We start from the raw sequence: 24,994 nt of genomic DNA on the forward strand, positions 1-24,994 counted from the left end.
ACGCCGACCCCGAGGCGGAGCAGCCCTGGATCGCCACCGAGTTCATCGACGGTCCCACCCTTCAACAGGCGGTCACCGAGGACGGACCCCGCACCGGAGCGGACCTTCAGCGTCTGGCGGTGTCGTCGGCGACGGCGTTGGCGGCGATCCACGCGGCGGGCGTGGTGCACCGTGATCTGAAGCCGGACAACATCATGTTGGCGCCGGACGGGCCCCGGGTGATCGATTTCGGGATCGCCCGAGCGGTGGAGTCCACCTCCGTCACCGCGAGCGGGATCGTCGGAACGGTCGGCTACATGGCTCCGGAACAGTTGGAGGGTATGCGGATCGGAGCCCCGGTCGACGTGTTCTCCTGGGCCGCCGTGATGGTCTTCGCGGCGACCGGGCGGGAGGCCTTCCCCGGCCCCACCCAGGCCTCCCGGATCACCCGGATCCTGTCCGGGGAACCGGACACCGGCGACCTGTCCGGGTCACTCCTGGAGACGATCCTGGCCTGCCTGAGCAAGAATCCCAAGGCACGACCGCAGGCCCGGGACCTGCTCGGACACCTGGTCGCGGGCTCGGTGCCGAGCGGTGTCGCGCCCACGAAGACGGAGGGGGCGCCCCGGCCGGACCCGACCCTGTCCTATACCCGGATGGAGCGGCCCGACCCGGTGGCCGGGCCGGAGGCGGCGCATATGTCCCCGCCTCCCCCGTCCGGAGGACACCGGACCCCGCCGCCCAGGGAGGAACGGTCGACCCCGCGGCCCCCGCATGGGGAGGGAAGGGCCGATTCGGGGGCGTGGGGAGCCTCGAGCGGCCCTCGGGGCGGGGTGCCGCCCTACCATTTCGGCGGGACCCGCTTTGTCGGTATCGAGGAGCTGGCGGCGGCCTTCCAGGGGAACTGGGGCGAGGCCCTGCGGGTCTTCGCCGACCCCGAGGAGTTCGCGGCCCTGGGCTCCTGGGTGATGCACGACCTGGGCGACACCAGGGTCGACCGGGCCCTGTTCCGCCGTGAGGTACGCGACGTCAACCTCGCCCTGGCCACCTTCATCGCCGAGGCGGCCCCGGAGCTGCCGCCGAGGTTCCGCGGTCACGACGCCTCGATCAAGGGGCTGGCGGCGCTCTTCCACGATCCGACACCCCTGGTCAGCGGGGCCCCTCGGGCCAACGAACTGATCATGACGGCCCGGCCACAGGTCCTGTTCCAAATGTCCCGGCACGGGGGAGGGGACTCCGCCCACCTCGCCTCGTTGGCACGTGACGTCGAACGCGCGGAACGCGCGGGACTGGACTTTCAACGGGAACTCATCGAGAACCTGGACGGTTGGCGGGATGTTCCGGCCCGGGTCGATCCGGCGTTGGCCCTGGTGTTCCTCCTACGTCCCGAGACCGTGCTCGCCCCCGATCCCGGGGCCGGGGCCGGCCCCGAGACCGGAGCGTGGATCCGGGCTCTGTGGTCACGTGTGGAGGCGACCTCCGGCGCGGACCGCGCCGGAAGCGCCGCCGCCGTCTACGGTGTGCTGGGGGTCATCGTCTCCATGACCGGACAACGCCGTGAACTGCTCAGGGAACTCGAGGCGCGCAAGGGGGAGCAGCGACACCTGGTGGAGCGTGACACCTGGCGATCCAGGCACGACACGGCTCTGCTGTGCCTGCCCCTCCTGGCGATCGCCTCGTGTGGTGTCGGCGCTGGTGCGGCGGCCGGGCCGAGCCCGGGGCTCGGAGGGTTCCTCTTGACGGTCGCGGCCCTCGCGGGCTTCGCGTTCATGGTCCTGCTGGTCGTCCGCATGGCCGAGGACGGCCGTGTCCGGAGCGCTGAACGGCGCAGGTCGAACGTGTTGCCCACGGTGTTGCGCCACACCGGGCAGGCTTTGCGAAGGATGGATCAGGACCTGGAGAGGGCGCGCCGGATCTGCTCCCGGCCGCACACCGGGGCCTGATCCGAACGCGAGGAGCCCCCCCCGGACCTCTTCCGGAAGGGGGCTCGTTCGTGCGGCGGCCGGTCCCTAGTAGGTGTAGGGGGTGCCCGGGCCGAGGGGGATGCCCAGCCCCCACCAGAGGAAGAAGAACAGCGACCAGCTCACGAACACCGTGATGCTGATCGGCAGGGTCAGCGAGATCATCGTGCCGACCCCGGCGTCCTTGCGGTACTTCTGAAGCAGCCCGAGGACCAGGATGAAGTAGGCGCTCATCGGGCTGATGATGTTGGTCGCCGAGTCGGCGATCCGGTAGAGCGCCTGGGTGGTCTCGGGGCTGACGCCCATGAGCATGAACATCGGGATGAACACCGGGGCGATGAGGGCCCACTGGGCCGAGCCGCTGGTGATGAAGATGTTCAGGGTGGTGGCCAGCAGCAGGAAGCCGATGAAGAACAGCACCGGGTGCACGCCGAGGGAGTCGAGCATGTCGGCTCCGGAGACGGCGATCACGTCGGCCATCCCCGACCAGGAGAAGTAGGCGATGAACTGGGCCGCGGCGAAGAACAGCACCAGGACGGGGGCCAGCTCCCGGACCCCGACGGCCATGGCGGGCGGCACCGAGGCCATGGTGGGGATCGTGCCGACGGTACGTCCGTAGACCATGCCGACGATGAGGAAACCGACCGCCAGGACCACGGCCACGCCGGTCAGCATCGGGGAGCTGAGGAGGCCGCCGTCCTCACCGCGCAGCGGCGACGACGGGGGGAGCACGATCGCGGCCAGGGCGCCGAGGTAGAGCACGAGCGCGAGGCCGGCGCGGCGCATGCCCTTGCGCTCCTCGTCGGTGAGGAGCATGGAGCCGAGGTCGCCGGTCTCGCCGTCGCCGTCCTCCTGGACCTTGTCGGTGAGCTTCACCAGGACCAGCTCGGTGAGCAGGGTGATGACGACCGCGAGGAAGAGGGCCGAGACGAACGTGAAGAAGAAGTTCGACAGCGGGTTGACCACGTAGCCGGGGTCGATGATCTGGGCCGCGCTCGTACTGATGCCCGACATCAGGGCGTCGGTGAGCGTGATGGTCAGCGCGGCGTTGTATCCGGCGCTGACCGAGCCGAAGCCGACGACGAGGCCGAGGACGGGGCTGCGTCCCACCGCCTTGAAGACCATGGCGGCCAAGGGGATGAACACCACGTAGGCGGCGTCGGAGGCGACGCTGGCGCTGATGCCGGTGAGCACGACGGCGAAGGTCAGCAGCTTCTTGGGTACCCGGGTGACGCTGCCGCGCAGCGCCGCGGTGACCAGGCCGCTCTGTTCGGCGACCGAGACGCCGATCATGACCGAGACGATCAGCGGCAGTGGTGGGAAGGCCGCGAAGTTGGCGACGGCGTCGCCGACGATGAAGTGCAGGCCCTCGGGGCTCAGCAGGCTGCGGACCGCGATGGTCGAGCCGTCGGCCGGTGAGACGACCGAGACGTTCAGGGCGGCGAGCAGGGCGCTGGCCAGGACGACCAGGCCCGCCATGATGACGAAGAGCCAGAACGGATGGGGCAGCCTGTTGCCGACGCGTTCGATGGCGGAGAGGACGCCGAGGGTCAGTCGCATCCTGCGGGTGGGGGTCTTGGGAGACCCGTTCTGTGTTGTGGTCAACGGTCTTCCTAAGAAGGCCAGAGGCCTTGTGGTTCACGGGAACGGGCTCGGGCGGGACACGCGCGAGGGAACCCGACAAGTGGCCTGTGTGTGGTCAAATGTCTCGAAACGCATTTGTGGTGCAGGTGACAGTGAACCATGACCGGGTCAATGGTGTGACCATAGCGGGGGAGGCTCTTCGGGGTATCCCTTCCCACGTCAGCGGTTGAGAACCACCAGATCCGCCCGGTCGCGCGGCGGATCGACCGCGTAGACGTCCTCCTCCTGCCTCGCCCACATTCCTCGGTAGGGCGCGTAGAGATCGGAGTCCTCACGGGCGGCCAGCCGGCGCTCGCGTTCGGACGTGGGGGCCTCCACCCACAGCAGGACGTCCACCAGGTCGCCCACGACACCGGTTCCCGACCCGCAGCCCTCCACCACGAGGGTGCCGCCCCCGGCCACCTCCTCGGGAGGCCCCGGGATCGGGGGACCGAACCCGCCCCGTTCCCAGTCGTAACGCCGCCACACCACCGGGCGTCCCTCCGCCAAGGGCAGCAGGATCCACTCCCGGAGCAGCTCCGAGGCCCGGGACAGCCCCGCCCACCCCGGATAGAGGTCCTCCATGGTCAGCACTGCGGCGGGCTCTCCCCGGGCGACCAGAGCGGCGCGCAACCGCTCGGCGACCGTGCTCTTGCCCGAGCCGGAACGGCCCTCCACGGCCACGATCCGGACCGAGCCCTCCCGGCGGGGCGCTCCGGTCACGAGGTCGGCCGTCCATACGGCCCAGCCGTCCCGATCGGTGCTCACCTTCTCCATGCCCGAAGCCTAGGGAACATCATGGGCCCGGGGTGCCGGTGTGAACCGTGTCGCTTTTCGCGGACGACGTCCGTGTGCGCGTCGAGGACACCCTCCGGTCGGGACCGTGTTCCCTCGGGTTCGTTCCCCGTTCTCCGCCCGGCGGGGTTCGGGAAGCGCCTGCGGCGCCTTCCACCTGCGAGAACACCGCGTAGGGCCGCCCTCGACCTCCGTAACCGGGAGACGGGCGGAGCGCCACGAGGTCCCGGGTCCTTGGTCCCGGCCACCGTAGAGGCGAGAGTCCCGAGGTCAGGGGCGGAATCCGCGCCTCAGAGGGCGCTGCTAGCTTCGCCCCGTAAAGCCACCGGCCGACACGGGGACGTCGTACACGATCACGACGACCTCCGGTCGGTCATGCCCGGAACCCGCGGGCCGGGCACATGAGGCCGCGGCTCGACGGGGTGGGGGTACTAAGGAGAGAGATGCGCAGGATCCTCGTCGTCGGAGCCGGACAGTCCGGACTCCAGCTGGCCATCGGCCTGCTCGCGGAGGACTACGACGTCACCCTGGTCGACCCGAGGGGGCCGGAGGAGACCGAGACGGGACGGGTGATGTCCACCCAGTGCCTCTTCGGCCCGGCCCTACGCCGTGAACGCCGCCACGGTCTGTCCTTCTGGGACGACCGGGCCCCCGCCATCACCGGTGTGGGGGTCCGGGTGGCCCGCCCCGACGGCGACCCCGAACCCGAGGTCGACTGGGTGGGCCGCCTGGAGGAGCCGGCGCAGTCGGTGGACCAGCGACTGAAGCTGGCCGCCTGGCTGAGGGTGTTCGTCCAGGGCGGAGGCCGCTTCCTCCGCCACCGGGTGTCCGTGGAGGACCTCGCGACGGTGGGGTGGGACTACGAGCTGGTCGTGGTCGCGGCGGGACGGGGCGAGCTCGCGCGGATCTTCCCCCGGGACGAGCGACGTTCCCCCTTCCGGGCGCCGCAGCGCTCCCTGTCCCTGGCCTACGTCACCGGCGCCGAGGCCCATCCGGTCGGCGGGGTCCTGTCCCGGACCGCCGTGCCGGGCGCGGGGGAGGTGTTCTCCCTGCCCACCCTCTCCCTGGTCGGCCCCTGTCAGGCGGTGATGGTGGAGGCGGTGCCGGGCGGCCCGCTCGACCGGATCCCGGGCGCGGGGGCGAGCGGAGAGGAGATCCTGGCGGGGATCCTGGACGTCCTGCGCCACCACGCCCCTTGGGAGTACGAGCGCTTCGCCGAGGCCCGCCCGGCCGATTCCGGGGCGACCCTGTCCGGTGGCTACGCGCCGACGGTGCGCGAACCCGTCGCCCACCTGCGAGGAGGGAACGTCGTCCTGGGCATGGCCGACTCCGTGGTCGCCAACGACCCCATCACCGCGCAGGGGGCGAACATGGCGTCGCTGTGCGCCGAGGTCTACCGGCGCGCCATCGTCGACCACGGTCGGCGCCCCTTCGATGAGACGTTCATGCGCTCGGCCTTCGCCGCCTACTGGCACCACGCCCGTCAGGTCACGGCGTGGAGCCGGGTGATGCTGTCCGGTCCGCCCCATGTGTGGGAGCTGTACCGACTGGCCGAGCGGCACCGGCCCACGGCCGACCGGTTCGCCGACTCCTTCAGCGATCCGGGCGGGCTCATCGACTGGTTCCTGCACCCCGAGCGGGCGATGGAGTACGTGGATTCGGTGCGGTGCGCGACCGGTTCGTCCCACCTTCCTATCTCCTGATCCCGATCGGGTAGGGCGGGATATAGCCTCGCCTCCTCATGTTCGCTGATCTCCTCACACCCACCGACCATGCCCTGTTCGGTCAGATCGACCCTTGGGTCTTCCTGCTCGTCGCGGCGGTCGCGGTCCTGGCCGGGGCCGCCGTCCAGAGCATGGTCGGTCTCGGCCTCGGCCTCGTGGCCGCGCCGGTCATCTCCTTCCTCGATCCCACGCTCATGCCGGGGTCCCTGCTCATCACCGTCATCGTCCTGCCGGTGCTCACCCTCGTACAGGACCGGAGTCACATCGACTGGCGCGGTCTGGTCTGGGGGCTGCCGGCCCGGGTCCCGGGCACCGTCCTGGCCGTCTGGGTCGTGGCCGTGCTCGAACCCCGCATGCTGGCCGGGTTCGTCGGGGTCATGGTGCTGCTCGCCGTGATCCTGACCGTGTGGGCCTTCAAGGTGCGCGTCACCCCGGTCTCCCTGGTCACGGCCGGGCTCGTCTCGGGGTTCGCGGGCACGGCGACCTCGGTGGGCGGCCCGCCGATGGCGCTGGTCTACCAGAACGAGCCGCCCGAAAGGGTACGCGCCACCCTGGCGGCCTTCTTCCTGTGCGGCGGGCTGATCTCGCTCGTCGCGTTGGGGGCGGGCGGTCAGATCGACACCCGCACCGTCGCCGCGGGGATCGTCGCGATCCCCTTCGTGGGCCTGGGCTTCTTCCTCGGTAACCGGGTCCGGCGTTGGGTGGATCCGGCCCGCCTGCGGATCGGTCTGTTGACGGTGGTGACCCTCTCCGCGCTCGGTCTCCTCGCGCAGGCCGTGTTCGGCTAGGAGACGGCCCGGTGCCGGCCGCTCGTGTGGTGCGAAGCCTCACAGCGCGATATCGGGGCCGGTAGGGGAGGGTTCGTCCCGCTCTGGTCCATCCCATCGGTAACGGTGACGGCAAAAGAGAGTAATCTACGCCGAAACCGGTGGGTGGACGGGAACGTTCGTGGTACTTCGACCGGGGGACACGGGCGCCTTCCTTCGGATACCGTCGGGGCCTCGGCCTCGGGGGTTCCATGTGGGACCCGTGGACGAAGGCCCATAAACTCGGGTATGTATACCTGCCGGTGGCCAAGTGCGGCCCATGTCAGAGGCCGTTCACGGCAAACGTAAGCGGACACGCGGGACGAGGGGACTGACGAGACAGTGACACTGTTCGAGTCGATACACAATCCGGAAGCTCTCAAAAGGCTTTCGGCCGACCGGCTCCCTGTGCTGGCCCGGGAGATCAGGGAGTTCCTGATCGAGTCCTGCGCGCAGACCGGCGGACACCTGGGCCCCAGTCTCGGCGTGGTCGAACTGACCATCGCCCTGCACCGGGTCTTCGACTCCCCCAAGGACCCGATCCTCTTCGACACCGGTCACCAGGCCTACGCGCACAAGGTCCTCACCGGCCGTCACGACTTCACCGACCTGAAGTCCGAGGGCGGTCTGTCCGGATACCCCTCCCGTGCCGAGTCCGAGCACGACTTCATCGAGAACTCCCACGCCTCGACCGCCCTGTCCTACGCCGACGGCATGGCCAAGGCCAACGAGGTCCAGGGCCGCACCGACCGGACCGTGGTGGCCGTCATCGGCGACGGCGCCCTCACCGGCGGCATGGCCTGGGAGGCCCTCAACAACATCGCCGAGAAGAAGAACCGGCGTCTGGTCATCGTCGTCAACGACAACGGCCGCTCCTACTCGCCCACCAAGGGCGGTCTCGCCGACCACCTGGCCTCGCTCCGGATGAACCCCGGCTACGAGCAGGCCCTGGACCTGGCCAAGACCACCCTCAACCGCACCCCCGTGGTCGGCCAGCCCCTCTATGAGGCCCTGCACGGCCTCAAGAAGGGCATCAAGGACACCATCCAGCCGCAGATCATGTTCGAGGACCTGGGGCTGAAGTACCTGGGCCCGATCGACGGCCACGACGAGCAGGCGCTGGAGAAGGCGCTGCGCCGGGCCCGCGACTTCGGCGGCCCCGCGATCGTCCACGTCATCACCCAGAAGGGCAAGGGCTACGCCCCGGCCGAGAACCACGACGAGGACCAGTTCCACGCCCCCGGTCCCTTCGACGTCGACACGGGTAAGGCCAAGCCCGGCCCCAAGGTCGAGAAGTGGACCTCCGTCTTCGCCGACACGATGGTCGAGCTGGGCGGCGAGCGCGAGGACATCGTCGGCATCACCGCCGCGATGCTCCATCCCACGGGTCTGAACAAGTTCGCCGAGGTCTACCCGGAACGGACCTTCGACGTCGGTATCGCCGAGCAGCACGCCGCCACCGCCGCCACCGGTATGGCGATGAACGGCCTGCACCCGGTGGTCGCCGTCTACGCGACCTTCCTCAACCGCTGCTTCGACCAGGTGCTCATGGACGCGGCCCTGCACAAGCAGGGCGTCACCTTCTGTCTGGACCGCGCCGGTGTCACCGGTAACGACGGCGCCAGCCACAACGGCATGTGGGACCTGTCCATCCTCCAGGTCGTTCCCGGTCTGCGTCTGGCCGCCCCGCGCGACGCCGCCCGACTGCGCTCCCTGCTGCGGGAGGCCGTGGCGGTCGAGGACGCCCCCACCGTCGTGCGCTACCCCAAGGGCGCCGTCGCCGAGGAACTGCCCGAGATCGGTCGGGTCGGCACCATGGACCTGCTGCGTCGGCCCGCCGACGGCGGCCTGTCCAAGGACCTGCTGATCGTGGGCGTGGGCACCATGGCCCAGGTCGCCTGTGAGGTGGCCGACCGGATGGCCGACCAGGGCATCGGCGTCACCGTCATCGACCCGCGCTGGGTCAAGCCCCTGGACGAGGCCCTCGTGGCCGAGGCCGCCGAGCACTCGGTGGTCGCCGTGGTGGAGGACAACGGCCGGACCGGCGCGGTCGGCGACGCGGTCTCCCGTCTGCTGCGCGACCACGAGGTCGACGTGCCCGTGCGCACCTTCGGCATCGAGCAGGAGTTCCTGGACCACGCCAAGCGCGACCGGATCCTCCAGCGGCAGGGTCTGACCCCGCAGGAGTTGTCGCGCCGGCTCACCGAGACGGTCTCCCGTCGCGGCGAGGGCACCCGGACCACGCGGGAACTGGCCGACGAGACGGCCTGACCACGCTTTTCACGGCGGCACCGGAGTGTTCCTCCGGTGCTGCCAGAATGGTCGTATGACCTCTCCCGAACCCGAGCAGCAGCGACCGGACCGGACCGACACGGAGGAGGCCTCCCCGCTCCGGGTGGCCGTCATCGGCTCCGGTCCGGCCGGGGTCTACACCGCCGACGCCCTGACCCGGCAGCGTCGGGTACCGGTCCGGATCGACGTCCTGGACCGGCTCTACACCCCCTATGGACTGGTGCGCCACGGCGTGGCCCCCGATCACACCAAGATCAAGGGCGTCGCCCGGGCGTTGCGCCGGATCCTCGAACATCCCGACGTGGACTTCGTCGGCGGGGTCGAGTTCGGCACCGACCTGACCCGTGCCGACCTGGCCCGTTCCCACCACGCCGTGGTCTACGCGACCGGGGCCTCCGTCGACCGTCGTATGGGCGTGCCCGGCGAGGACCTGGCCGGCAGCGTGGCCGCGACCGACTTCGTCAACTGGTACTGCGGACACCCCGACAGCGCGGTGGAGCGGTTCGTGCTGGACGCGGAGGAGGTCGCCGTGGTCGGCGCGGGCAACGTCGCCCTCGACGTCGCCCGCATCCTGGTCAAGACCGCAGACGAGCTCCGCCACACCGACATCCCCCAGCCCGTCCTGGACGTGCTGGCCCGGAGTCGGGTGCGCACCGTCCACGTTCTGGCCCGTCGCGGCCCTCTCCAGGCCAAGTTCACCGCGCCGGAGCTGCGCGATCTGCTGGAGCTCCCCGGCGTGGACGTGGTGGTCCGTCCCGAACAGGTCGACATCGACCCGGCGCGGGTCGGCACCGGCGACCCGGCCACGCGCTCGGTCTCGCGCGCCGCGCGGACCAACCTCAAACTGCTGCGCGAGTGCGCCGAACGTACGCCGGAGGGCAGGCCCCGCCGGGTCGAGTTCCATTTCTGGTCCCGCCCGGAGGAGGTCCTCGGCGAGGACCGGGTGAGCGGCCTGCGGGTGGAGCGCACCCGTCTGGACGACCAGGGCCGGCTGGAGGGCACCGGGGAGCACACCGTGCTGGACGTCGGAATGGTGCTGCGCTCGGTCGGCTACGCCGGCGTCCCCCTGAGCGGGGTCCCCTTCGACGAGAACGGTCGTACGGTCCCGCAGCGGGACGGTCGGGTCCTGGACGAGCATGGAGACGCCGTCCCGGGGGACTACGTCGCGGGATGGATCAAGCGTGGTGCGACGGGGGTGATCGGCACCAACAAGTCCGACGCCGCGGGGACGGTGCGCTCGCTGCTCTCCGACGCCGACGCGTTGCGTTCGGCCCTGCCCGAGCCGGTCGAGTTGACCGAGGTCCTGGCCGACCGGGGCCTGACCGTGGGGGACTACGAGGGCTGGTTGCGCATCGACGAGGCCGAGGGACGCCTGGCCGCCGAACTGGAGCGCGGCGAACGCGTCAAGCTGGGCGGTTGGGAGGCCCACCGCAGGGCGCTCGGCGAGGACTGAGCCCCGCTCAGGCGACCCGTTCCACGGGGGCGTCGTAGGTGTTGCACCCGGCCACGGTCGTGCCCTCCCAACCGGCCCGCAACCAGTGGTCGCGGTTGGCGGCGCTCCCGTGGGTGTCCAGGTCGCCTCCCTCGTTGAAGTGGCGGTTGACCACGTCCAGCGCGTCACCGTCGGGGTCGGTCAGGCCGCGCAGTCCGACCCCGGCCATGCACTCGGCCTGGAGTTCGGTGCGGCGCAGGGTCTCCAACTCGTCGGCCTGGCTCCCGGCGGTCCGACGCAGCTCGTGGGAGACGTTCAGGATGCCGGTGGCGTGCTGGACGTGGTGGGCGTACTCGTGGCCCATCAGGGCGAGCCACACGATCTCCTGTTCGTCCTCGGGAACGAACTCCGACACCTCGCGCACGTTGGGCAGGACGACGGTGATCAGCCCCCGGTCGCTCTCGTAGTAGGCCAGGGTGAAGGCGTCCTCGGTGTCGGTGTCCAAGGCCTCCTCGGTCACCGTGATCTCGGGCAGGTCGGGGAACAGTCGCAGTTCGTCCATCACCGGGATCCACAGCTCGTTCAGGCAGGTCCCCGCCTCGGAGGCGAAGGCCTCCCAGGACGCGTCGGAGTCGACGTCCAGAGGAGGGAGAGCGCAGTCGACGGGCGGGGGCATGGCGACGCCGTAGAGAGGATGGTCGACCAGGTCGACGTCGACCCGGTTCGGGCGCGCGCGCAGGTCGTCGTTCCTGACCGTGGCCACGTCCACCCCGTTCGGCGTGTCGGGCTGTCGAGGGGCCACGACCACGATCGACACCCCGGCGACGAGTGAGACGACCGCGACCACGGCGGCCACGCACGACAGGAACAGGATCGTTCCGCTCTGGTCCCGTTGGGCGGGAAGGCCGTACCAGGCCCGCGGAGGGGGGCCTCCGCCCGGCGGCCCCGTCCAGGGCGCGGGGGCGTGATGGGGGTGGGGGTACGTGGCGTACGGTCCGGTCGGGTATCCGGACCCGGGGGCAGGGGTGGCGCCCGCTCCGTGGAACGGGGGAGGGAAGGCCGGAGGAGGACCCGCCGGCGGGGGGCCCGCGGGGGCGACCGCGCGTGGGTCGACCGGAGTCCCTCGATGGGGCCCGTACGTCCCTGGAACGGCCGTGGCGGGGTCGGTGGGCGCCCATGTGGCCTCGGGGGTGGGTGTGTCTCCCTGGGCGCGAGAGATCGCCGGAGAGGGCGGGGCGGGGTGGTCGCCGTGCCGGTCCGGGCCGGGAAGGGGGCCCTGGGCGGCCGTGTCACCGGTTCGGTCGTCCACAGTGCCGTCCTCGTCGTCGCTCCAACAGGGATAGGGCATGTCGGTTTCGTACCCACGAATCCGGCGAGTGCCGCTTATCCCCAGTATGGGGTCAACCGGCCGTGCGAGTGCTCGTCCCCTCGCCCTCCTCCACCGGCCGGTAGCGCACACCCAGGCCCGTCATCATGTTCTGAAGCTCGGACTCGAAGAGCGGTTCCATGTCGCGCATCACGAAGTCGAGGTGTTGGAAGACCTCCATGCACACCACGCCGTAGACGCGGACCCAGCAGGTGGTCAACACCAGGGCGGCCCCCACGGGGACGTCGTGGACGGCCAGACCCACGGTGTCGGCGAAACTGTTCAACTCCACGCGCAGATCGGGGTCGATCTCCTCCTCCGCGGGGAAGGGGATGTCCTTCTCCTGGAGGAGGCGCTCGAACAGGGCGAAGAAGGTGGAGCCGAACCGGCTGCCCGCCTCCAACGCCGGGGTGATGTCGGCGTCGGGGTCCAGACGCGAGCGCGGGCCGAACATGACGGAGAACTCCGCCGGGTGGGCGATCGCCCACGCGCGCAGGGCCCGCAACGCCCGGTGCAGCCGCAGTTCGGTGTCCTGGGGCGGGGCTGAGGCGTCGGCGGAGGCGACGGCCTCGGCGAGCTCGTCGAACATGTCGGCGGTGATGGCCACCAGGAGGGCGTCGATCCCCGAGACGTAGCGGTACAGGCCCGGGGCGGTCATGCCCATCTCGCGCGCGACCGCGCGCAGGGAGACGCCGGCGACCCCGTGCTCCACGAGGTGTCGGCGGGCGATCCCCTTGATCTCGCCGAGTGTGGCCTCCCTCACTCGCTCGCGACGGCTGGGCGCGCCCGCTGTCTTCGGGTCGCTGGTGACCGGCGGTTTCGTCATCTTCAGAGGTACATCCCGTCTCGACTCCGTGGCGTCGGCACTGTTCGGTGCCCGCCGACGACATTGACAGCGTAATGGGCGCACGCTTTAGTGAACACCGTTAACCAACATGATGGATGTTCGCTCGAAGGGGCGTGTATGTCGACGAACACGGGGTTCTTCGGCCGGCTGGGACTCGGCGCGCACCGGGGGAGACGGTGGATCCTGGCCCTGACGGTCCTGTTCACGGTCTTCTCCCTGGTGTGGGGGCTCGGCGTCTTCAAGGACGTGGGACAGAGCGGTTTCGAGGATCCGGGCTCGGAGTCCTCACGGGCCATGGACGTCCTCCAAGAGGAGCTCGGCCACACCGACATCGACGTCATCGCCGTCTTCCGCAGCGACGAGATGAAGGTGGACAACCCCACCTTCGCCCAGGCGGTCCGACGCGTCGTCGACGCCCTCCCCGAGGACTCCGTGGCCGACCGCGACCTCTACCTCGACGAGGACCTGGAGGAGATCGAGCGCGGCATCCTCGTCTCCGAGGACATGCACGCCACCTACGTCCCGATCACCCTTAGTGGACGGACCCACGACGAGCGCCTCGAGCAGTTCGACGAGGTCGCCGAGGTCCTGGAGTCCGGCCCCCTCGAAACCCACCTGGGCGGCTCCATCGCGGTCGAACACGAGCTGTCCGAGACGGCGGAGAGCGACATCGTCCGCGCCGAACTCGTCACCCTGCCCCTCCTGCTCTTCCTCCTCGTCCTGATCTTCGGCGGCCTGGTCGCCGGCCTGATCCCCCTCGCCGTCGGCGGGCTGGCCATCCTGGGCTCCCTCACGGTCCTGCGCCTGCTCACCCAGGTCACCGAGGTCTCCGTCTTCGCCATCAACGTGGCCACCCTCCTGGGGCTGGGACTGGCCATCGACTACGGCCTGTTCATGGTCAGCCGTTTCCGCGAGGAGCTGAACAAGGGGCGCGCGATCGCCGACGCGGTGCGGCGCACCGTGGACACCGCCGGGCGGACCGTCGCCTTCTCCGGGATCACCGTCGGCATCGCCTTCGCCGGCCTGCTCTTCTTCCCTCAGCCCATCCTGAAGTCCATCGGCTGGGGCGGGATCGCCGTCGTCGTCTTCGACCTCATCGCCGCCCTGGTCTTCCTGCCCGCGCTGATGTCGGTGGTCGGCCATCGGATCGACCGGTTCAGGCTGCCACTGCCGCGCCGCACCGTCACCGGGATCGTCGACGAGAACGCCGGGGCCTGGGCCCGCCTGGCCCGCGCCGTCATGCGAGGACCGGCCGTCTCCCTGGTGGCGGTCGCCTGCGTGCTGGTGGCCTTCGGGGCCGGACTCACCGCGACCAACCTGGGCTCCACCGATCAGCGCTACCTCCCCGTCGACGCTCCGGCCCGGATCGGCACCGAGGCTCTGGGGGAGGACTTCCCCGCCGGAGAGGTCGGCCGGCTGCACGTGGCCGTCGTCGGCGACCCCGACGAGGCGGCGCTGGAGGAGTACGTCGAACGCCTGGACGCGCTGCCCGGCACCGTGCGCTCCGGCCTGGAGCGCACGGGCGAGGACATCGCCCACGTGGAGGTGGTCTACCAGGGAGCCACCGACGATCCCGAGGTCCAGGAACTCGTGCGCGACGTGCGCGCCGAACCGGGGCCGGAGGGGGCGGAGGAGACCCTCGTGGGCGGTGTGGCCGCGATGCAGTGGGACAACCTGGACGCCATCGTCGACAACGCCCCCAAGACCGTCGCGTTCATCGTCGGCTCCACGCTGGCGCTGCTCTTCCTCGCCTTCGGCTCTCTCGTCCTGCCGATCAAGGCGGTGCTCATGGGCGCGCTGTCCCTGAGCGCCTCCCTGGGCGTGGTGGTGTGGGGCTTCCAGGAGGGGCACTTCTCCGCCCTGCTGGGCTTCGAGGCGGTCGGCACCATCGACCCCACCTACCTGGTCCTCATCACGATCGTCTCCTTCGGGCTGGCCATGGACTACGAACTGTTCCTGCTCAGCCGGGTGCGCGAGGAGTACCTGCGCAGCGGGGACAACACGAGGTCGGTGGCCCTGGGATTGCAGCGCACCGGGCGGATCATCACCAGCGCCGCGCTCCTGCTGGGCGTGGTGCTCCTGGCGATGGGGACCTCGGGTCTGCTCTTCCTGAAGATCATCGGCGTGGGTCTGGCGATCGCGGTCCTGGTGGACGCCACCCTGGTCCGGGCGGTGATGGTCCCCGCCACGATGAGGCTCCTGGGTGACTGGAACTGGTGGCTGCCCCGTCCACTGCGATGGCTGCACGACCGGATCGGTATCTCCGAGGGCGGGGACGACGAGCCCTCCGACGCGCTTCCGGAACGGGAACGTGAGCGCGAGCGGATGACCTCGGGGGTGTGACCTCCCGCCCTCGCCGAACGACGACGGGCCCGCTCTCCCGGAGAGAGCGGGCCCGTCGCGTGTGTCCCTCGGAAGGCTAGAAGGCCTTCGGGTCGCCTTCGTGGAACGGCTTGCCGTTCACGGCGGTGGAGACGCCGACCTTGTCCAGGTACGGGGTGATGCCACCGGTGTGGAAGGGCCAGCCCGCGCCGGTGATCAGGCACAGGTCGATGTCGGCGGCCTCGGCCACGACACCCTCCTCCAGCATCAAGTGGATCTCCTTGGCCAGCGCGCGCAGGGCGCGGTCCAGGATGGCGCTCTCCTCGGAGGGGGAGTCCCCGCCCGCGAGCAGCGCCTTCACCTCGGGGTCGATCGACAGGTCCGGCGCGAAGATCGCCGTCTTGCCGGCGTCGACCACGGCCTTCAGCTGCGGCGAGACCGCGAAACGCTCGGGGAACGCCTCGTTCAGGGTCTCGGCGACGTGCAGACCGACGGCCGGACCGACCAGCTGGAGCAGCATGAGCGGCGACATCGGCAGACCCAGCGGAGCGACCGCGCGGTCGGCCACCTCGGGCTCGGTGCCCTCGGCCACGGCGCCCAGGACCTCGCCCATGAACAGGGTGAGCAGGCGGTTGACCACGAACGCCGGGGCGTCCTTGCACAGGACCGACGTCTTCTTCAGCTTCTTGGAGACGGCGAAGGCCGTGGCCAGGGAGGCGTCGTCGGTCTTGTCCCCGCGGATGATCTCCAGCAGGGGCAGGACGGCGACCGGGTTGAAGAAGTGGAAGCCCACGACCCGCTCGGGGTGGCGAAGCCCCGAGGCCATCTCGGTGATGGACAGCGAGGAGGTGTTGGTGGCCAGGATCGCCTCGGGGGAGACCACGGCCTCCACCTCGGCGAAGACCTGCTTCTTGATGTCCATCCGCTCGAAGACGGCCTCGATGACGAAGTCGGCGTCCGAGAAGGCGTCCTTGGTCAGCGAGCCGGTGACCAGGGCCTTGAGGTGGTTGGCCTTGTCCTGGTTGACGCGCCCCTTCTTCAGGAGCTTGTCGACCTCTCCGTGGACGTAGGCCACGCCCTTGTCCAGCCGCTCCTGGTCCAGGTCGGTCATGACGACCGGGACGTCGAGGCGACGGGCGAACAGCAGGGCGAGCTGGCCGGCCATCAGACCGGCGCCGACGACGCCGACCTTGGTGACCTTGCGGGCCAGGGACTTGTCCGGGGCGCCGGCGGGACGCTTGGCGCGCTTCTGGACCAGGTCGAAGGCGTAGAGACCGGCCTTGAGCTCGGGGCTCATGATCAGGTCGGCCAGCGCCTCGTCCTCGGCGGCGAAGCCCTCGTCACGGCTGCGGTTCTTGGCCTCGGCGACCAGTTCGACGGCGCGGGCCGGGGCCGGGGCGGCGCCGTGCAGCTTGCCCTCGACGACGAACCGGGCCATGTTGACCGCGTTGTCCCAGGCCTCGCCCTTGTCGACCTCGGGGCGCTCGACCGTGACGTCGCCCTTGAGGACCTTGGCGGCCCAGCGCAGCGACTCCTCGACGAAGTCGGCGGGGTCGAAGATCGCGTCGGCGATCCCCATCTCGAAGACCTGCGGACCCTTGATCATCTTGTTCTGGGCCAGCGGGTTGTCGACGATGAGCTTGAGCGCCTTCTCCGCGCCGATCAGGTTCGGCAGGAGGTAGGTGCCGCCCCAGCCGGGGACCAGACCCAGGAACGCCTCGGGCAGGGCGAAGGCCGGGACGCCGGAGGAGATGGTGCGGTAGGTGCAGTGCAGCGCCACCTCGACGCCGCCGCCCATGGCGGCACCGTTGACCAGGGCGAAGGTCGGCACGTCCAGCTCGCCGAGCTTGCGGAACGTGTCGTGGCCCAGCTTGCCGATGGCCTCGGCCTGCTCGTGGGTCCGAATCGCGGGGACACCGGTGAGGTCGGCGCCGACGGCGAAGATGAACGGCTTGCCGGTGACGGCCACGGCCACGATGTCGGTGCGCGCCTTGGCCGCCTCGATCGCGGCGTCCAGGCTCAGTAGGCCGCCGGGGCCGAAGGTGTTCGGCTTGGTGTGGTCGTGCCCGTTGTCCAGGGTGATCAGGACGGCGGTGCCCGCACCGTAGGGGAGCTCGACGTCACGGGAGATCGCGTTGGTGACGACCTCGTCCTTGAAGAGCTCTCGGGCCTGCTCGATGGCGGTGCTCACTTGCCCCCCTCGTAGTTCGTGTTCTCCCACAGGATGGTCCCGCCCATGCCCAGGCCCACGCACATGGTGGTGATGCCGTAACGGACGTCGGGGCGCTCGGCGAACTGACGCGCGAGCTGCATCATCAGGCGGCCGCCGGAGGAGGCCAGCGGGTGGCCGATCGCGATGGCGCCGCCCCACGGGTTGACCCGGGCGTCGTCGTCGGCGATGCCGAAGTGCTCCAGGAAGGCCAGCACCTGGACGGCGAAGGCCTCGTTGATCTCGATGAGACCGATGTCGTCCATGCCGATGCCCTGGCGGGCGAGGAGCTTCTCGGTGGCCGGGACCGGGCCCACACCCATGACCTCGGGCTCGACACCGGTGAAGGAGAAGTCGACCAGGCGCATCTTGGCGTCCAGGCCCAGCTCCTCGGCGACCTCCTCGGCCATGAGCAGGGTGCCGGTGGCGCCGTCGTTGAGGCCCGCGGCGTTACCGGGCGTCACGTTGCCGTGCGCGCGGAACGGGGTCTTGAGGCCGGCGAGCGACTCCATGGTGGTGCCGGGGCGCGGCGGCTCGTCCTGGGTGGCCAGGCCGAAGCCCTTCTCCGCGGAGCGGACCAGGGTCTCCACCAGGTCGGGCTGGATCTTGCCGTCGGCGTAGGCCTTGGCGACCTTCTCCTGGCTGCGCACCGCGTAGGCGTCGGCGCGCTCCTTGGTGATGGTCGGGTACCGGTCGTGCAGGTTCTCGGCGGTGTTGCCCATGACCAGCGCGGACGGGTCGACCAGCTTCTCGGAGATGATCCGGGGGTTGGGGTCGACGCCCTCGCCCATGGGGTGGCGGCCCATGTGCTCGACGCCACCGGCGATCACGACGTCGTAGGCACCGAAGGAGATGCCCGCGCCCGCGGTGGTCGCGGCGGTGAGCGCGCCGGCGCACATGCGGTCGATGGAGTAACCGGGGACGCTGCGCGGCAGCCCGGCGAGGATCGCGGCGGTGCGCCCGAGGGTCAGGCCCTGGTCGCCGATCTGGGTGGTGGCGGCGATGGCGACCTCGTCGACACGCTCCGGGGGCAGGCCCGGGTTGCGGCGCATCAGTTCGCGGATGACGCGGACGATCAGGTCGTCGGCGCGGGTCTCGGCGTAGAGGCCCTTGCCTGACTTGCCGAACGGGGTGCGGACCCCATCGACAAACACGACATCGCGGGCAGTTCGCGACACGATGGCCCCTCCTTCTCCAAGCGTTGGGTGGACTGTATGCGTCCATGCTACTCGCCAGTAACAAATAGTGCGAGCGGCGGGGCCGAACACATCGAAAGAAGCCGGAAGGGCTCCGCGGTGGCGGTCGCGGACACGATCCCCGCAGAGGGGATTCCCCTCAGGAGACGAGGAAACCCGTCACGAAACGGGCGAGATTGTCGCGCAGCCGCTCCACCCGTTCTTCGCGGGTGATGGTCTCCGCCGGCTGGATCAGGGGAGAGGTCCGCAGACCTCGGACGTAGAGAGGGCAGGCCAGGTCCTCGCAGACGTACAGACCGACCGAGTCCCCCTTGCGGCCCGCCGCCCCGCGCTTGGGCGCGTTGAACAGGCGGACGCCGCCGGAGGGGTGGACGGTCAGGCAGAGCGAGCAGGCCATGGTCCTGAAGAAGCCGCCCCCGCGCCCTCCGGAGGACAGGCGCAGGGCGATACCGACCAGACCCTCCTCGGAGTCGGTCACGAGGTAGGCGTGCTCCTGGGCCCGCGGGTCCCGCCACCCGAGGAACTCCATCTCCTCCCAGGGCAGCGGGGGAGCCTCTTGGGGGAGGTTCATCCTCCGGGTCTCACCCTTGGAACAGTTGACGAAGGAGGAGCGCATCTCTTCCGCGGTCGCCTCGCGCACGGTGTGTCCGTCCCTTTCGACGATGTGGTGTGGAGACGACGGTGGGCCGGGACCCGAACGGGTCCCGGCCCACCGTCGTGTGTTCCGTTCTACAGCAGGGCGTCGGCCTCGCGGTGCCGCCCGGCCGCGTTGTAGGCGCCGGCCAGGTCGCGGCGCAGTCGCAGGGTCAGCCGTCGCACCTCGGGGTCGCCGGAGGAGTTCAGCGCGACCCGGTAGGCCTCGCGCAGCACCTCCACGGCCTCGTCGGCCCGTCCGGCCTGCGTGTGGGCCCGGCCCAGACGGTGGTGCACCGTCAGGGTGTCCAGGTGTCCCTTGCCCAGTCGGCGACGACGGGCCGCGAGCACCATGCGGAGCTGGGACCCGGCCTCCTCGTAGCGCCCGGTCATGCTCAGCGCGGCGCTCAGCCCCAGGCGCAGGTCCTCTCGGCGCTCGGTCGAGGCCACGTCCTCGATCGCCCGCTCGTAGTGGGCGATGGCCGCGTCCACACGACCACTGCGCCGGTAGCAGACGGCCAGACGCGTCCGGGCCTCGACGGTGTCCTCGTCGGCCGGGCCGAACTGGCTCTCCCGCTGGCCGAGCAGGGTCTCCCACTGGCCGGCGGCGTCCGCGGGACGACCGGCGTCCTCGAAGGCCCAGGCCAGGTTCTCCCGGATGATCTCGGTCCTGGGGTGGTCGTCACCGTAGACCGCCACCGCCTCGCCCAGGGCCAGCTCGAACTGCTGCACGGCCGACTGGCGACGCCCCATCTGCGCGTACTTGGTCGCGAGGTTGTTGCGCGCGGTGATGGTGTCCGGGTGCTCGGTGCCCAGACGCTCGACCAGGGATTGGAGAGTGCGCTCCAGGGCGGCCGCGCGCATGCCCGCCGTGGGCACACGCGAGCCGGAGGACCCGGTGCCGGGCCGTGCGCCCTCGGACAGGGCGGCGGGGACCGTGGCGGGGACGCTCGCCACGGGTGCCGACACCTGCTCGGGGATGGGCGCGGACGGTTCCTCGACATGGTCCATGTGAGTGGGCAAGGCGGTCTTGGGCGACTCGACCTCGGCGGAACGCGTCAACCCGGTCCCGCGTAGCAGCGCACGCCAGAACGACAAGCAGACTCACCACATTTCCCTGATCACGTACCGGGGCCTTGTGAGCCCACGGTTCGGTACACACCCGTCGTAGAGATAACGAGCCCCTGACGATCCGGGGCACGTTTCTATAACTTAATCGGACAGCGGGCTATGGAACAGGCGTGAACCGCCCCTGAATGCCGGTGACTTCGATCACGTTTGGATTCAAAGTGTGAGAAAGGGGTAAAGGTCACCCCTCTTCGGGCACCCGCAAGGCCTTCGTCAGCGGTTCCGCCGTCAACCCGACCTGCCAGTTCCGGGCCCCTCGGGACCGCAGGAAGGCGCCCACCGAGTCCGGATCGACGGTCTCGGGAGGCGTCCAGGCCAACCTTCTGACGGTGTCGGGGAGCAGAAGGTTCTCGGTCGGCATCGTGATCTCCTCCGCGATCCGCGCCACCGTCGACTTGGCCGCGTCCAGCCGCCGTGCGGCCTCCGGCGCGCGGTCGGCCCAACGGTTCACCGGCGGAGGACCGTCGCCCGGAGCGTTGGGGCGCGGCAGCTCCGACTGGGCCATGTCCCGGGCCCGATCGATCGCCTTCAGCCACGTGGCCGGATAGCGTCGCGCCAGCTTGATGCCGAACTGGCGGATCCGGTTCAGCTCATTGGCGTCGCGCGGCATGGTCGTCGCCGCCTCCACGATCGCCGCGTCGGGCAGGACCCTGCCGGGAGAGGTGTCCCGCTCCCGCGCGATGCGATCGCGTTCGTACCAGAGCTCGCGCACGGCGGCCAGGGAACGCTGCTTACGCACCTTGTGGATCCCCGAGGTGCGTCGCCACGGATCGGCGCGCGGCTCTTTGGGCGGGGCCGCCAGGATCGCGGCGAACTCCTCACGGGCCCACTCCAGCTTGCCCGCCTCCTCCAGCTCCGCCTCCAGACGGTCCCGGAGTTCGATGAGGATCTCCACGTCCAACGCCGCGTAGCGCAGCCAGTCCTCCGGCAACGGCCGCTGGGACCAGTCCACGGCCGAGTGCTCCTTGGCCAGACGGATGTCCAACAACCGCTCCACCATGAAGCCCAGTCCGACCCGCTGATAGCCCAGCAGGCGTCCGGCCAGCTCGGTATCGAAGAGCCGACCGGGACGCAGGTTGACCTCGGCCAGACAGGGCAGGTCCTGGTGCGCGGCGTGCAGCACCACCTCGGCCTCGCCGATGGCGGCGTCGACCCCGCTCAGATCGGGACAGGCGATCGGATCGATCAGGGCCGAACCGGAACCCTCCCGACGCAGTTGCACCAGGTAGGCGCGCTGGCCGTACCGGTACCCCGACGCGCGCTCGGCGTCCACGGCGACGGGGCCGGTGCCCGCGCCCAGGGCCGCGATCACACCCGCCAGAGTGCCGGGGTCGGAGGTGACCTCGGGAAGACCCTCGCGTGGTTCCCGCAGTAGAGGTGCCCTCTCCGAGTCGTCATGGTCGGGTTCGCGGGAGTCTGTCTTGGAGTTCAACGCGTTCGCCACACCACTACGGTATGCGCTGTGGCCACCCGACGCGGTGGGCGGCCCGTCCTCGACGCTCATGGAAGCGCGCGCCCACCGCCTTCCGACCCCGGTCCGGGGTCAGGGACGTGAGCGCTGCCGGGCTATGTCGGTGACGTCCCGGGGCGGCAGCCCCGACGCCGACGCCAACAGGGCCAGCCAGGCGTTCACGTGACCGGACAGGTCCTCGGACTCCGGCGTCCACGAGGCGCGCATCTCGACCTCGGTGGTGGCGCCCTCGTGGGCCTTGGTGCCGAACCCCTCGGTGGTGGCCCGGGTGACCGTGCCGCTCAGGGTGTGGTGGGCGGCCCCGTTGGCCTCCAGGGCGTCGGTGAGCCAGCTCCAGGCGACCGGCCCCAGCAGCGGGTCGGTCGCTATCTCCGATTCCAGCTCGGAGTTGGCCTGACAGACGACCCGGAAGGGGCCGGGCCAGTCACGGGTGCCCTCGGGGTCGTACAGGACGATCAGTCGCCCCCAGGCGACCTCCTCGCCCTGGACGACGACCTCGGCCGACACGGCGGCGGTGTGGGGGGCCAGCCGTTGGGGCGCGGGGATCTCCCCGACGGTGATCTCGGGGCGCAGCAGGGGGGAGCGGAGGGCCTCGACCGCTCGCCGGAACGTCTCTTGTGCGTTCTCGGCGCTACCGACATCGGGCATGGTGGAAACGTCAGCCTTCATTTTGTGGTGATCACGTCCTGGCGGGGGTCGTTCGAACGTGGTCCGCCGATGATGTGATGGTGGGCACGGGTTCGACCGTGGCACGAGTCACCGGTGCCGGGGCGCAGATCCCCCGGCGTGTCGGGGTTTTGTGATGTTCTTGGAACCGCCGGAGCGTCAACCACCCCGGTTCGCACCCGAACGTCCCCCGGGCCGGGAGGCCTTCCTCGGTGATCCGAGTGAGAGCACCGCGACGGGCATGGCACGATCAAGGTGTGACGCTTCAAGACTCTCCATTCCTTCGCGCCTGCCGGCGTCTTCCCGTGTCCCACACCCCGGTGTGGTTCATGCGCCAGGCCGGGCGTTCCCTGCCCGAGTACCGACGGGTCCGCGCCGACGTGCCGATGCTCGAAGCGTGCGCGCGCCCCGACATGATCACCGAGATCACGATGCAGCCGGTCCGCCGGTACGACGTCGACGCCGCGATCTTCTTCAGCGACATCGTCGTTCCGCTGAAGGCCATCGGTATCGACCTCGACATCAAGCCGGGGGTCGGCCCGGTGGTCGAGGAGCCGATCCGCGACGCCTCCGACATCAAGCGTCTGCGCGATCTCGAACCCGACGACGTTCCCTACGTCACCGAGGCGGTCGGTCGGCTGGTGGAGGAACTCGGCGACAAGCCGCTGATCGGCTTCGCCGGCGCCCCCTTCACCCTGGCCTCCTACCTCATCGAGGGCGGTCCGTCGAAGAACCACGAGCACACCAAGGCGCTCATGTACGGCGAGCCCGAGCTCTGGGACGAGCTCATGCGCCGTCTGGCCTCCATCACCCTCGGGTTCCTGAAGACCCAGATCGCGGCCGGTGCCAGTGCGATCCAGCTCTTCGACTCCTGGGTCGGCGCGCTGAGCGCCGAGGACTACCGCGCCTCGGTGCTGCCCTACACCTCGTGGATCTTCGGCCAGCTGGCCGACCACGAGGTCCCGCGCATCCACTTCGGCGTGGGGACCGGTGAACTGCTGGGTCTGCTCGGCGAGGCCGGCGCCGACGTGGTCGGCGTGGACTGGCGGGTGCCGCTGGACAAGGCCGCGCAGCGGGTGCAGCCGGGCATCGCCCTCCAGGGCAACCTGGACCCGGCGACCCTGTTCGCCCCCTGGGAGGTCGTCGCCGACCGCACCCGCGACATCCTGTCCCGGGGCCGCGCCGCCGAGGGCCACATCTTCAACCTGGGCCACGGGGTGCTGCCCACCACCGACCCGACCATGCTGGAGCGCCTCACCGCGTTCGTGCACGAGGAGACCGCCGTCTGACCGACGGCCCTCCTCCGCCTCCTCGGCGCCCGCCCCTCGAAGGGGCCGGGCGCCGAGGCGCGTCTCACCCGCGTTCGGCGGTCTCTCCGGTCGTGTCCTCGGGGCCCTCGGTGTCGCGGTCCTCTCGGCCCGGGGTGGTCTCGGCCGAGACCGGTTCCGAGGAGGCGCCCTTCCTCGCCCGTCGGCGGAAGGGGGACCCGGAGCGTCCACGTGCGGCCGGGCGAGCGCCCGCCTCCTCACCGGAAGGGGTGGCCGCGCGACGGCGACGCCACCACCACAGCGGGCCGGCCCCGATCAGGGCTCCCGCCAGTGCGAACGGCAGCAGCCAGCCGGCGGCCACGGCCAGGCCTCCGGCGACCCCGACCAAGGCGCGCCAACCGCGCTCCAGACCGCCCAGGAAGCCGATCGACTCGCCCGAGGGCCGCTCCTCCAGGTAGGTGGCGGGCGGGCGCAGCGACAGGTGCACCGTCGAGTAGGCGGTCTGGTTCCGCAACGCCTCCAGGCGGGCCTGGAAGGCCTCCAACGACTCCTGACGATCCTGGATCTCGCGCTCGACCCGGAGTAGGTCGTCGACGTCCTCGGCCTTCTCCAGATGTCCTCTCAGGGTCTCCAGGGCGGCCTCGGAGGAGGCGACGCGGCTCTCGACGTCGGCCACCTCCTCGGTGACGTCCTCCACCGATCGTTCGAGGTCGGAGCGGTCGCCCAAGGCGGCCAGCCCTTCGAGGGCCTCCTCGTAGCCGTCGACGGGGACGCGCAGGGTCAGTTCACCTTCGGGGGGTTCTCCGTTCGGGGTGGAGACGCGCTCCGAGGCGACGTGACCGTCGGCCTCCACCGTCAGCTCCTTGGCCAGCTCGGCGGCCTCGGAGACGTCCTCCACACGGACGGTCATGTACGCGGTGTGGACGAGGGCGCGCTCGTCGACCTCGATGTCGGTGCCGATCGGGTCGGCGGCCTCGTCCGCCTCGGCGCCCTCCCCGTCGTAGGAGTCGAGGGCGGCCCGTTCGGGGGAACCGGCGGAGCCGTCGGCGGGCGCGGAGGCGTCCATCTCCAGGGTGGAGGCCCCGCACGAGGTCAGGAGGAGGGCGGTCAGCCCTCCGGCGATCAGGGATCCGACGGCACGGGCCGTCCGAGAGGGTGGTGAAGTGTCCATGCGCCTTGGACGCGGCCGCTCTCGAACGGGTTCGGCCCCTTCGATAACACCGGCGCAACGGGTCGAAGGCACACATGGGGGCCGGCCCTTCGCCCCTCGTCACGG

At 70.5% G+C, this 24,994-nt stretch carries 18 protein-coding genes; 7 read left to right on the forward strand and 11 right to left on the reverse strand.

Going from position 1 to position 24,994, the window contains the following annotated elements; genetic code table 11:
* Positions 1-1,922, forward strand: a 1,922-nt coding sequence (locus D451_RS26695) for a serine/threonine protein kinase (protein WP_017535667.1), incomplete at its 5' end; no start/stop codon positions are given.
* A gap of 66 nt (positions 1,923-1,988) precedes the next feature.
* Here the strand turns inward: D451_RS26695 and D451_RS0119560 are convergent.
* A complete protein-coding gene (locus D451_RS0119560; RefSeq protein ID WP_017535668.1) occupies positions 1,989-3,500 on the reverse strand; it encodes an AbgT family transporter in 1,512 nt (503 codons plus the stop codon).
* A gap of 243 nt (positions 3,501-3,743) precedes the next feature.
* Entirely contained in the window at positions 3,744-4,340 is a 597-nt protein-coding gene (locus D451_RS0119565; protein ID WP_017535669.1) for a uridine kinase family protein, read from the reverse strand.
* 461 nt (positions 4,341-4,801) lie between these two features.
* Between D451_RS0119565 and D451_RS0119570 the strand changes: the two genes are divergently transcribed.
* The 4 genes from D451_RS0119570 to D451_RS0119585 all read left to right on the forward strand — a co-directional run bounded on the left by D451_RS0119570 (position 4,802) and on the right by D451_RS0119585 (position 10,633).
* Positions 4,802-6,061 carry a styrene monooxygenase/indole monooxygenase family protein gene (locus D451_RS0119570; protein ID WP_017535670.1) on the forward strand — a complete coding sequence of 420 codons (1,260 nt, stop codon included), beginning with the start codon at positions 4,802-4,804 and terminating at the stop codon, positions 6,059-6,061.
* A gap of 38 nt (positions 6,062-6,099) precedes the next feature.
* Positions 6,100-6,870: a sulfite exporter TauE/SafE family protein gene (locus tag D451_RS0119575; RefSeq protein ID WP_017535671.1), complete on the forward strand. Its 771-nt coding sequence runs from the start codon at positions 6,100-6,102 to the stop codon at positions 6,868-6,870.
* 360 nt (positions 6,871-7,230) lie between these two features.
* Positions 7,231-9,159, forward strand: a complete 1,929-nt coding sequence (gene dxs / locus D451_RS0119580) for a 1-deoxy-D-xylulose-5-phosphate synthase (RefSeq protein ID WP_026125198.1) — start codon at positions 7,231-7,233, stop codon at positions 9,157-9,159.
* Positions 9,160-9,214: 55 nt separating this feature from the next.
* Positions 9,215-10,633: an FAD-dependent oxidoreductase gene (locus D451_RS0119585; protein WP_017535672.1), complete on the forward strand. Its 1,419-nt coding sequence runs from the start codon at positions 9,215-9,217 to the stop codon at positions 10,631-10,633.
* 7 nt (positions 10,634-10,640) lie between these two features.
* Here the strand turns inward: D451_RS0119585 and D451_RS28675 are convergent, their stop codons facing one another.
* A complete protein-coding gene (locus D451_RS28675; RefSeq protein WP_017535673.1) occupies positions 10,641-11,468 on the reverse strand; it encodes a neutral zinc metallopeptidase in 828 nt (275 codons plus the stop codon).
* A gap of 544 nt (positions 11,469-12,012) precedes the next feature.
* Positions 12,013-12,804: a TetR/AcrR family transcriptional regulator gene (locus D451_RS0119595; protein ID WP_017535674.1), complete on the reverse strand. Its 792-nt coding sequence runs from the start codon at positions 12,802-12,804 to the stop codon at positions 12,013-12,015.
* A 138-nt stretch (positions 12,805-12,942) separates the two neighbouring features.
* Between D451_RS0119595 and D451_RS0119600 the strand changes: the two genes are divergently transcribed.
* The gene (locus tag D451_RS0119600) at positions 12,943-15,168 is read left to right on the forward strand and encodes an MMPL family transporter (protein ID WP_014911184.1); all 2,226 of its coding nucleotides are present in this window, start codon (positions 12,943-12,945) and stop codon (positions 15,166-15,168) included.
* Positions 15,169-15,244: 76 nt separating this feature from the next.
* Here the strand turns inward: D451_RS0119600 and D451_RS0119605 are convergent, their stop codons facing one another.
* The 6 genes from D451_RS0119605 to D451_RS0119630 form a co-directional block, all read right to left on the reverse strand.
* Complete coding sequence (locus tag D451_RS0119605; RefSeq protein WP_017535675.1) at positions 15,245-17,338, reverse strand: 3-hydroxyacyl-CoA dehydrogenase NAD-binding domain-containing protein; 2,094 nt, start codon at positions 17,336-17,338, stop codon at positions 15,245-15,247.
* Positions 17,335-18,510, reverse strand: coding sequence for a thiolase family protein (locus D451_RS0119610; protein ID WP_026125200.1), 1,176 nt, complete (start codon positions 18,508-18,510; stop codon positions 17,335-17,337). Before D451_RS0119610 ends, D451_RS0119605 begins: the two co-directional genes overlap by 4 nt.
* Positions 18,511-18,691: 181 nt before the next feature.
* Positions 18,692-19,192: an FBP domain-containing protein gene (locus D451_RS0119615; RefSeq protein WP_017535676.1), complete on the reverse strand. Its 501-nt coding sequence runs from the start codon at positions 19,190-19,192 to the stop codon at positions 18,692-18,694.
* A gap of 89 nt (positions 19,193-19,281) precedes the next feature.
* Positions 19,282-20,283, reverse strand: coding sequence for a tetratricopeptide repeat protein (locus D451_RS0119620; RefSeq protein WP_014911108.1), 1,002 nt, complete (start codon positions 20,281-20,283; stop codon positions 19,282-19,284).
* 211 nt (positions 20,284-20,494) lie between these two features.
* Entirely contained in the window at positions 20,495-21,745 is a 1,251-nt protein-coding gene (locus D451_RS0119625) for an HRDC domain-containing protein (protein WP_026125201.1), read from the reverse strand.
* 111 nt (positions 21,746-21,856) lie between these two features.
* A complete protein-coding gene (locus D451_RS0119630; RefSeq protein WP_014909935.1) occupies positions 21,857-22,432 on the reverse strand; it encodes a DUF3000 domain-containing protein in 576 nt (191 codons plus the stop codon).
* A 338-nt stretch (positions 22,433-22,770) separates the two neighbouring features.
* On the opposite strand from D451_RS0119630, the gene hemE reads away from it, so the two are divergent.
* Positions 22,771-23,739 (forward strand): uroporphyrinogen decarboxylase, encoded by a 969-nt coding sequence (gene hemE, locus D451_RS0119635; protein ID WP_014908338.1) that lies wholly within the window; start codon positions 22,771-22,773, stop codon positions 23,737-23,739.
* Positions 23,740-23,803: 64 nt separating this feature from the next.
* Here the strand turns inward: hemE and D451_RS0119640 are convergent, their stop codons facing one another.
* Positions 23,804-24,889, reverse strand: coding sequence for a DUF4349 domain-containing protein (locus D451_RS0119640; protein WP_017535679.1), 1,086 nt, complete (start codon positions 24,887-24,889; stop codon positions 23,804-23,806).
* Positions 24,890-24,994 lie beyond the last annotated feature (105 nt).

Origin of the sequence: Nocardiopsis alba DSM 43377 (assembly GCF_000341225.1) — a bacterium.
In the GTDB taxonomy this organism is placed as follows: domain Bacteria; phylum Actinomycetota; class Actinomycetes; order Streptosporangiales; family Streptosporangiaceae; genus Nocardiopsis; species Nocardiopsis alba.

Coding starts and splice junctions, on each gene's coding strand:
- D451_RS0119600 (WP_014911184.1), top strand. CDS start 12,943: ATGTCGACGAACACGGGGTTCTTCGGCCGGCTGGGACTCGGCGCGCAC.
- D451_RS0119560 (WP_017535668.1), bottom strand. CDS start 3,500: ATGCGACTGACCCTCGGCGTCCTCTCCGCCATCGAACGCGTCGGCAAC.
- D451_RS0119630 (WP_014909935.1), bottom strand. CDS start 22,432: ATGCCCGATGTCGGTAGCGCCGAGAACGCACAAGAGACGTTCCGGCGA.
- D451_RS0119565 (WP_017535669.1), bottom strand. CDS start 4,340: ATGGAGAAGGTGAGCACCGATCGGGACGGCTGGGCCGTATGGACGGCC.
- D451_RS0119640 (WP_017535679.1), bottom strand. CDS start 24,889: ATGGACACTTCACCACCCTCTCGGACGGCCCGTGCCGTCGGATCCCTG.
- D451_RS0119570 (WP_017535670.1), top strand. CDS start 4,802: ATGCGCAGGATCCTCGTCGTCGGAGCCGGACAGTCCGGACTCCAGCTG.
- D451_RS0119575 (WP_017535671.1), top strand. CDS start 6,100: ATGTTCGCTGATCTCCTCACACCCACCGACCATGCCCTGTTCGGTCAG.
- D451_RS0119595 (WP_017535674.1), bottom strand. CDS start 12,804: ATGACGAAACCGCCGGTCACCAGCGACCCGAAGACAGCGGGCGCGCCC.
- D451_RS0119585 (WP_017535672.1), top strand. CDS start 9,215: ATGACCTCTCCCGAACCCGAGCAGCAGCGACCGGACCGGACCGACACG.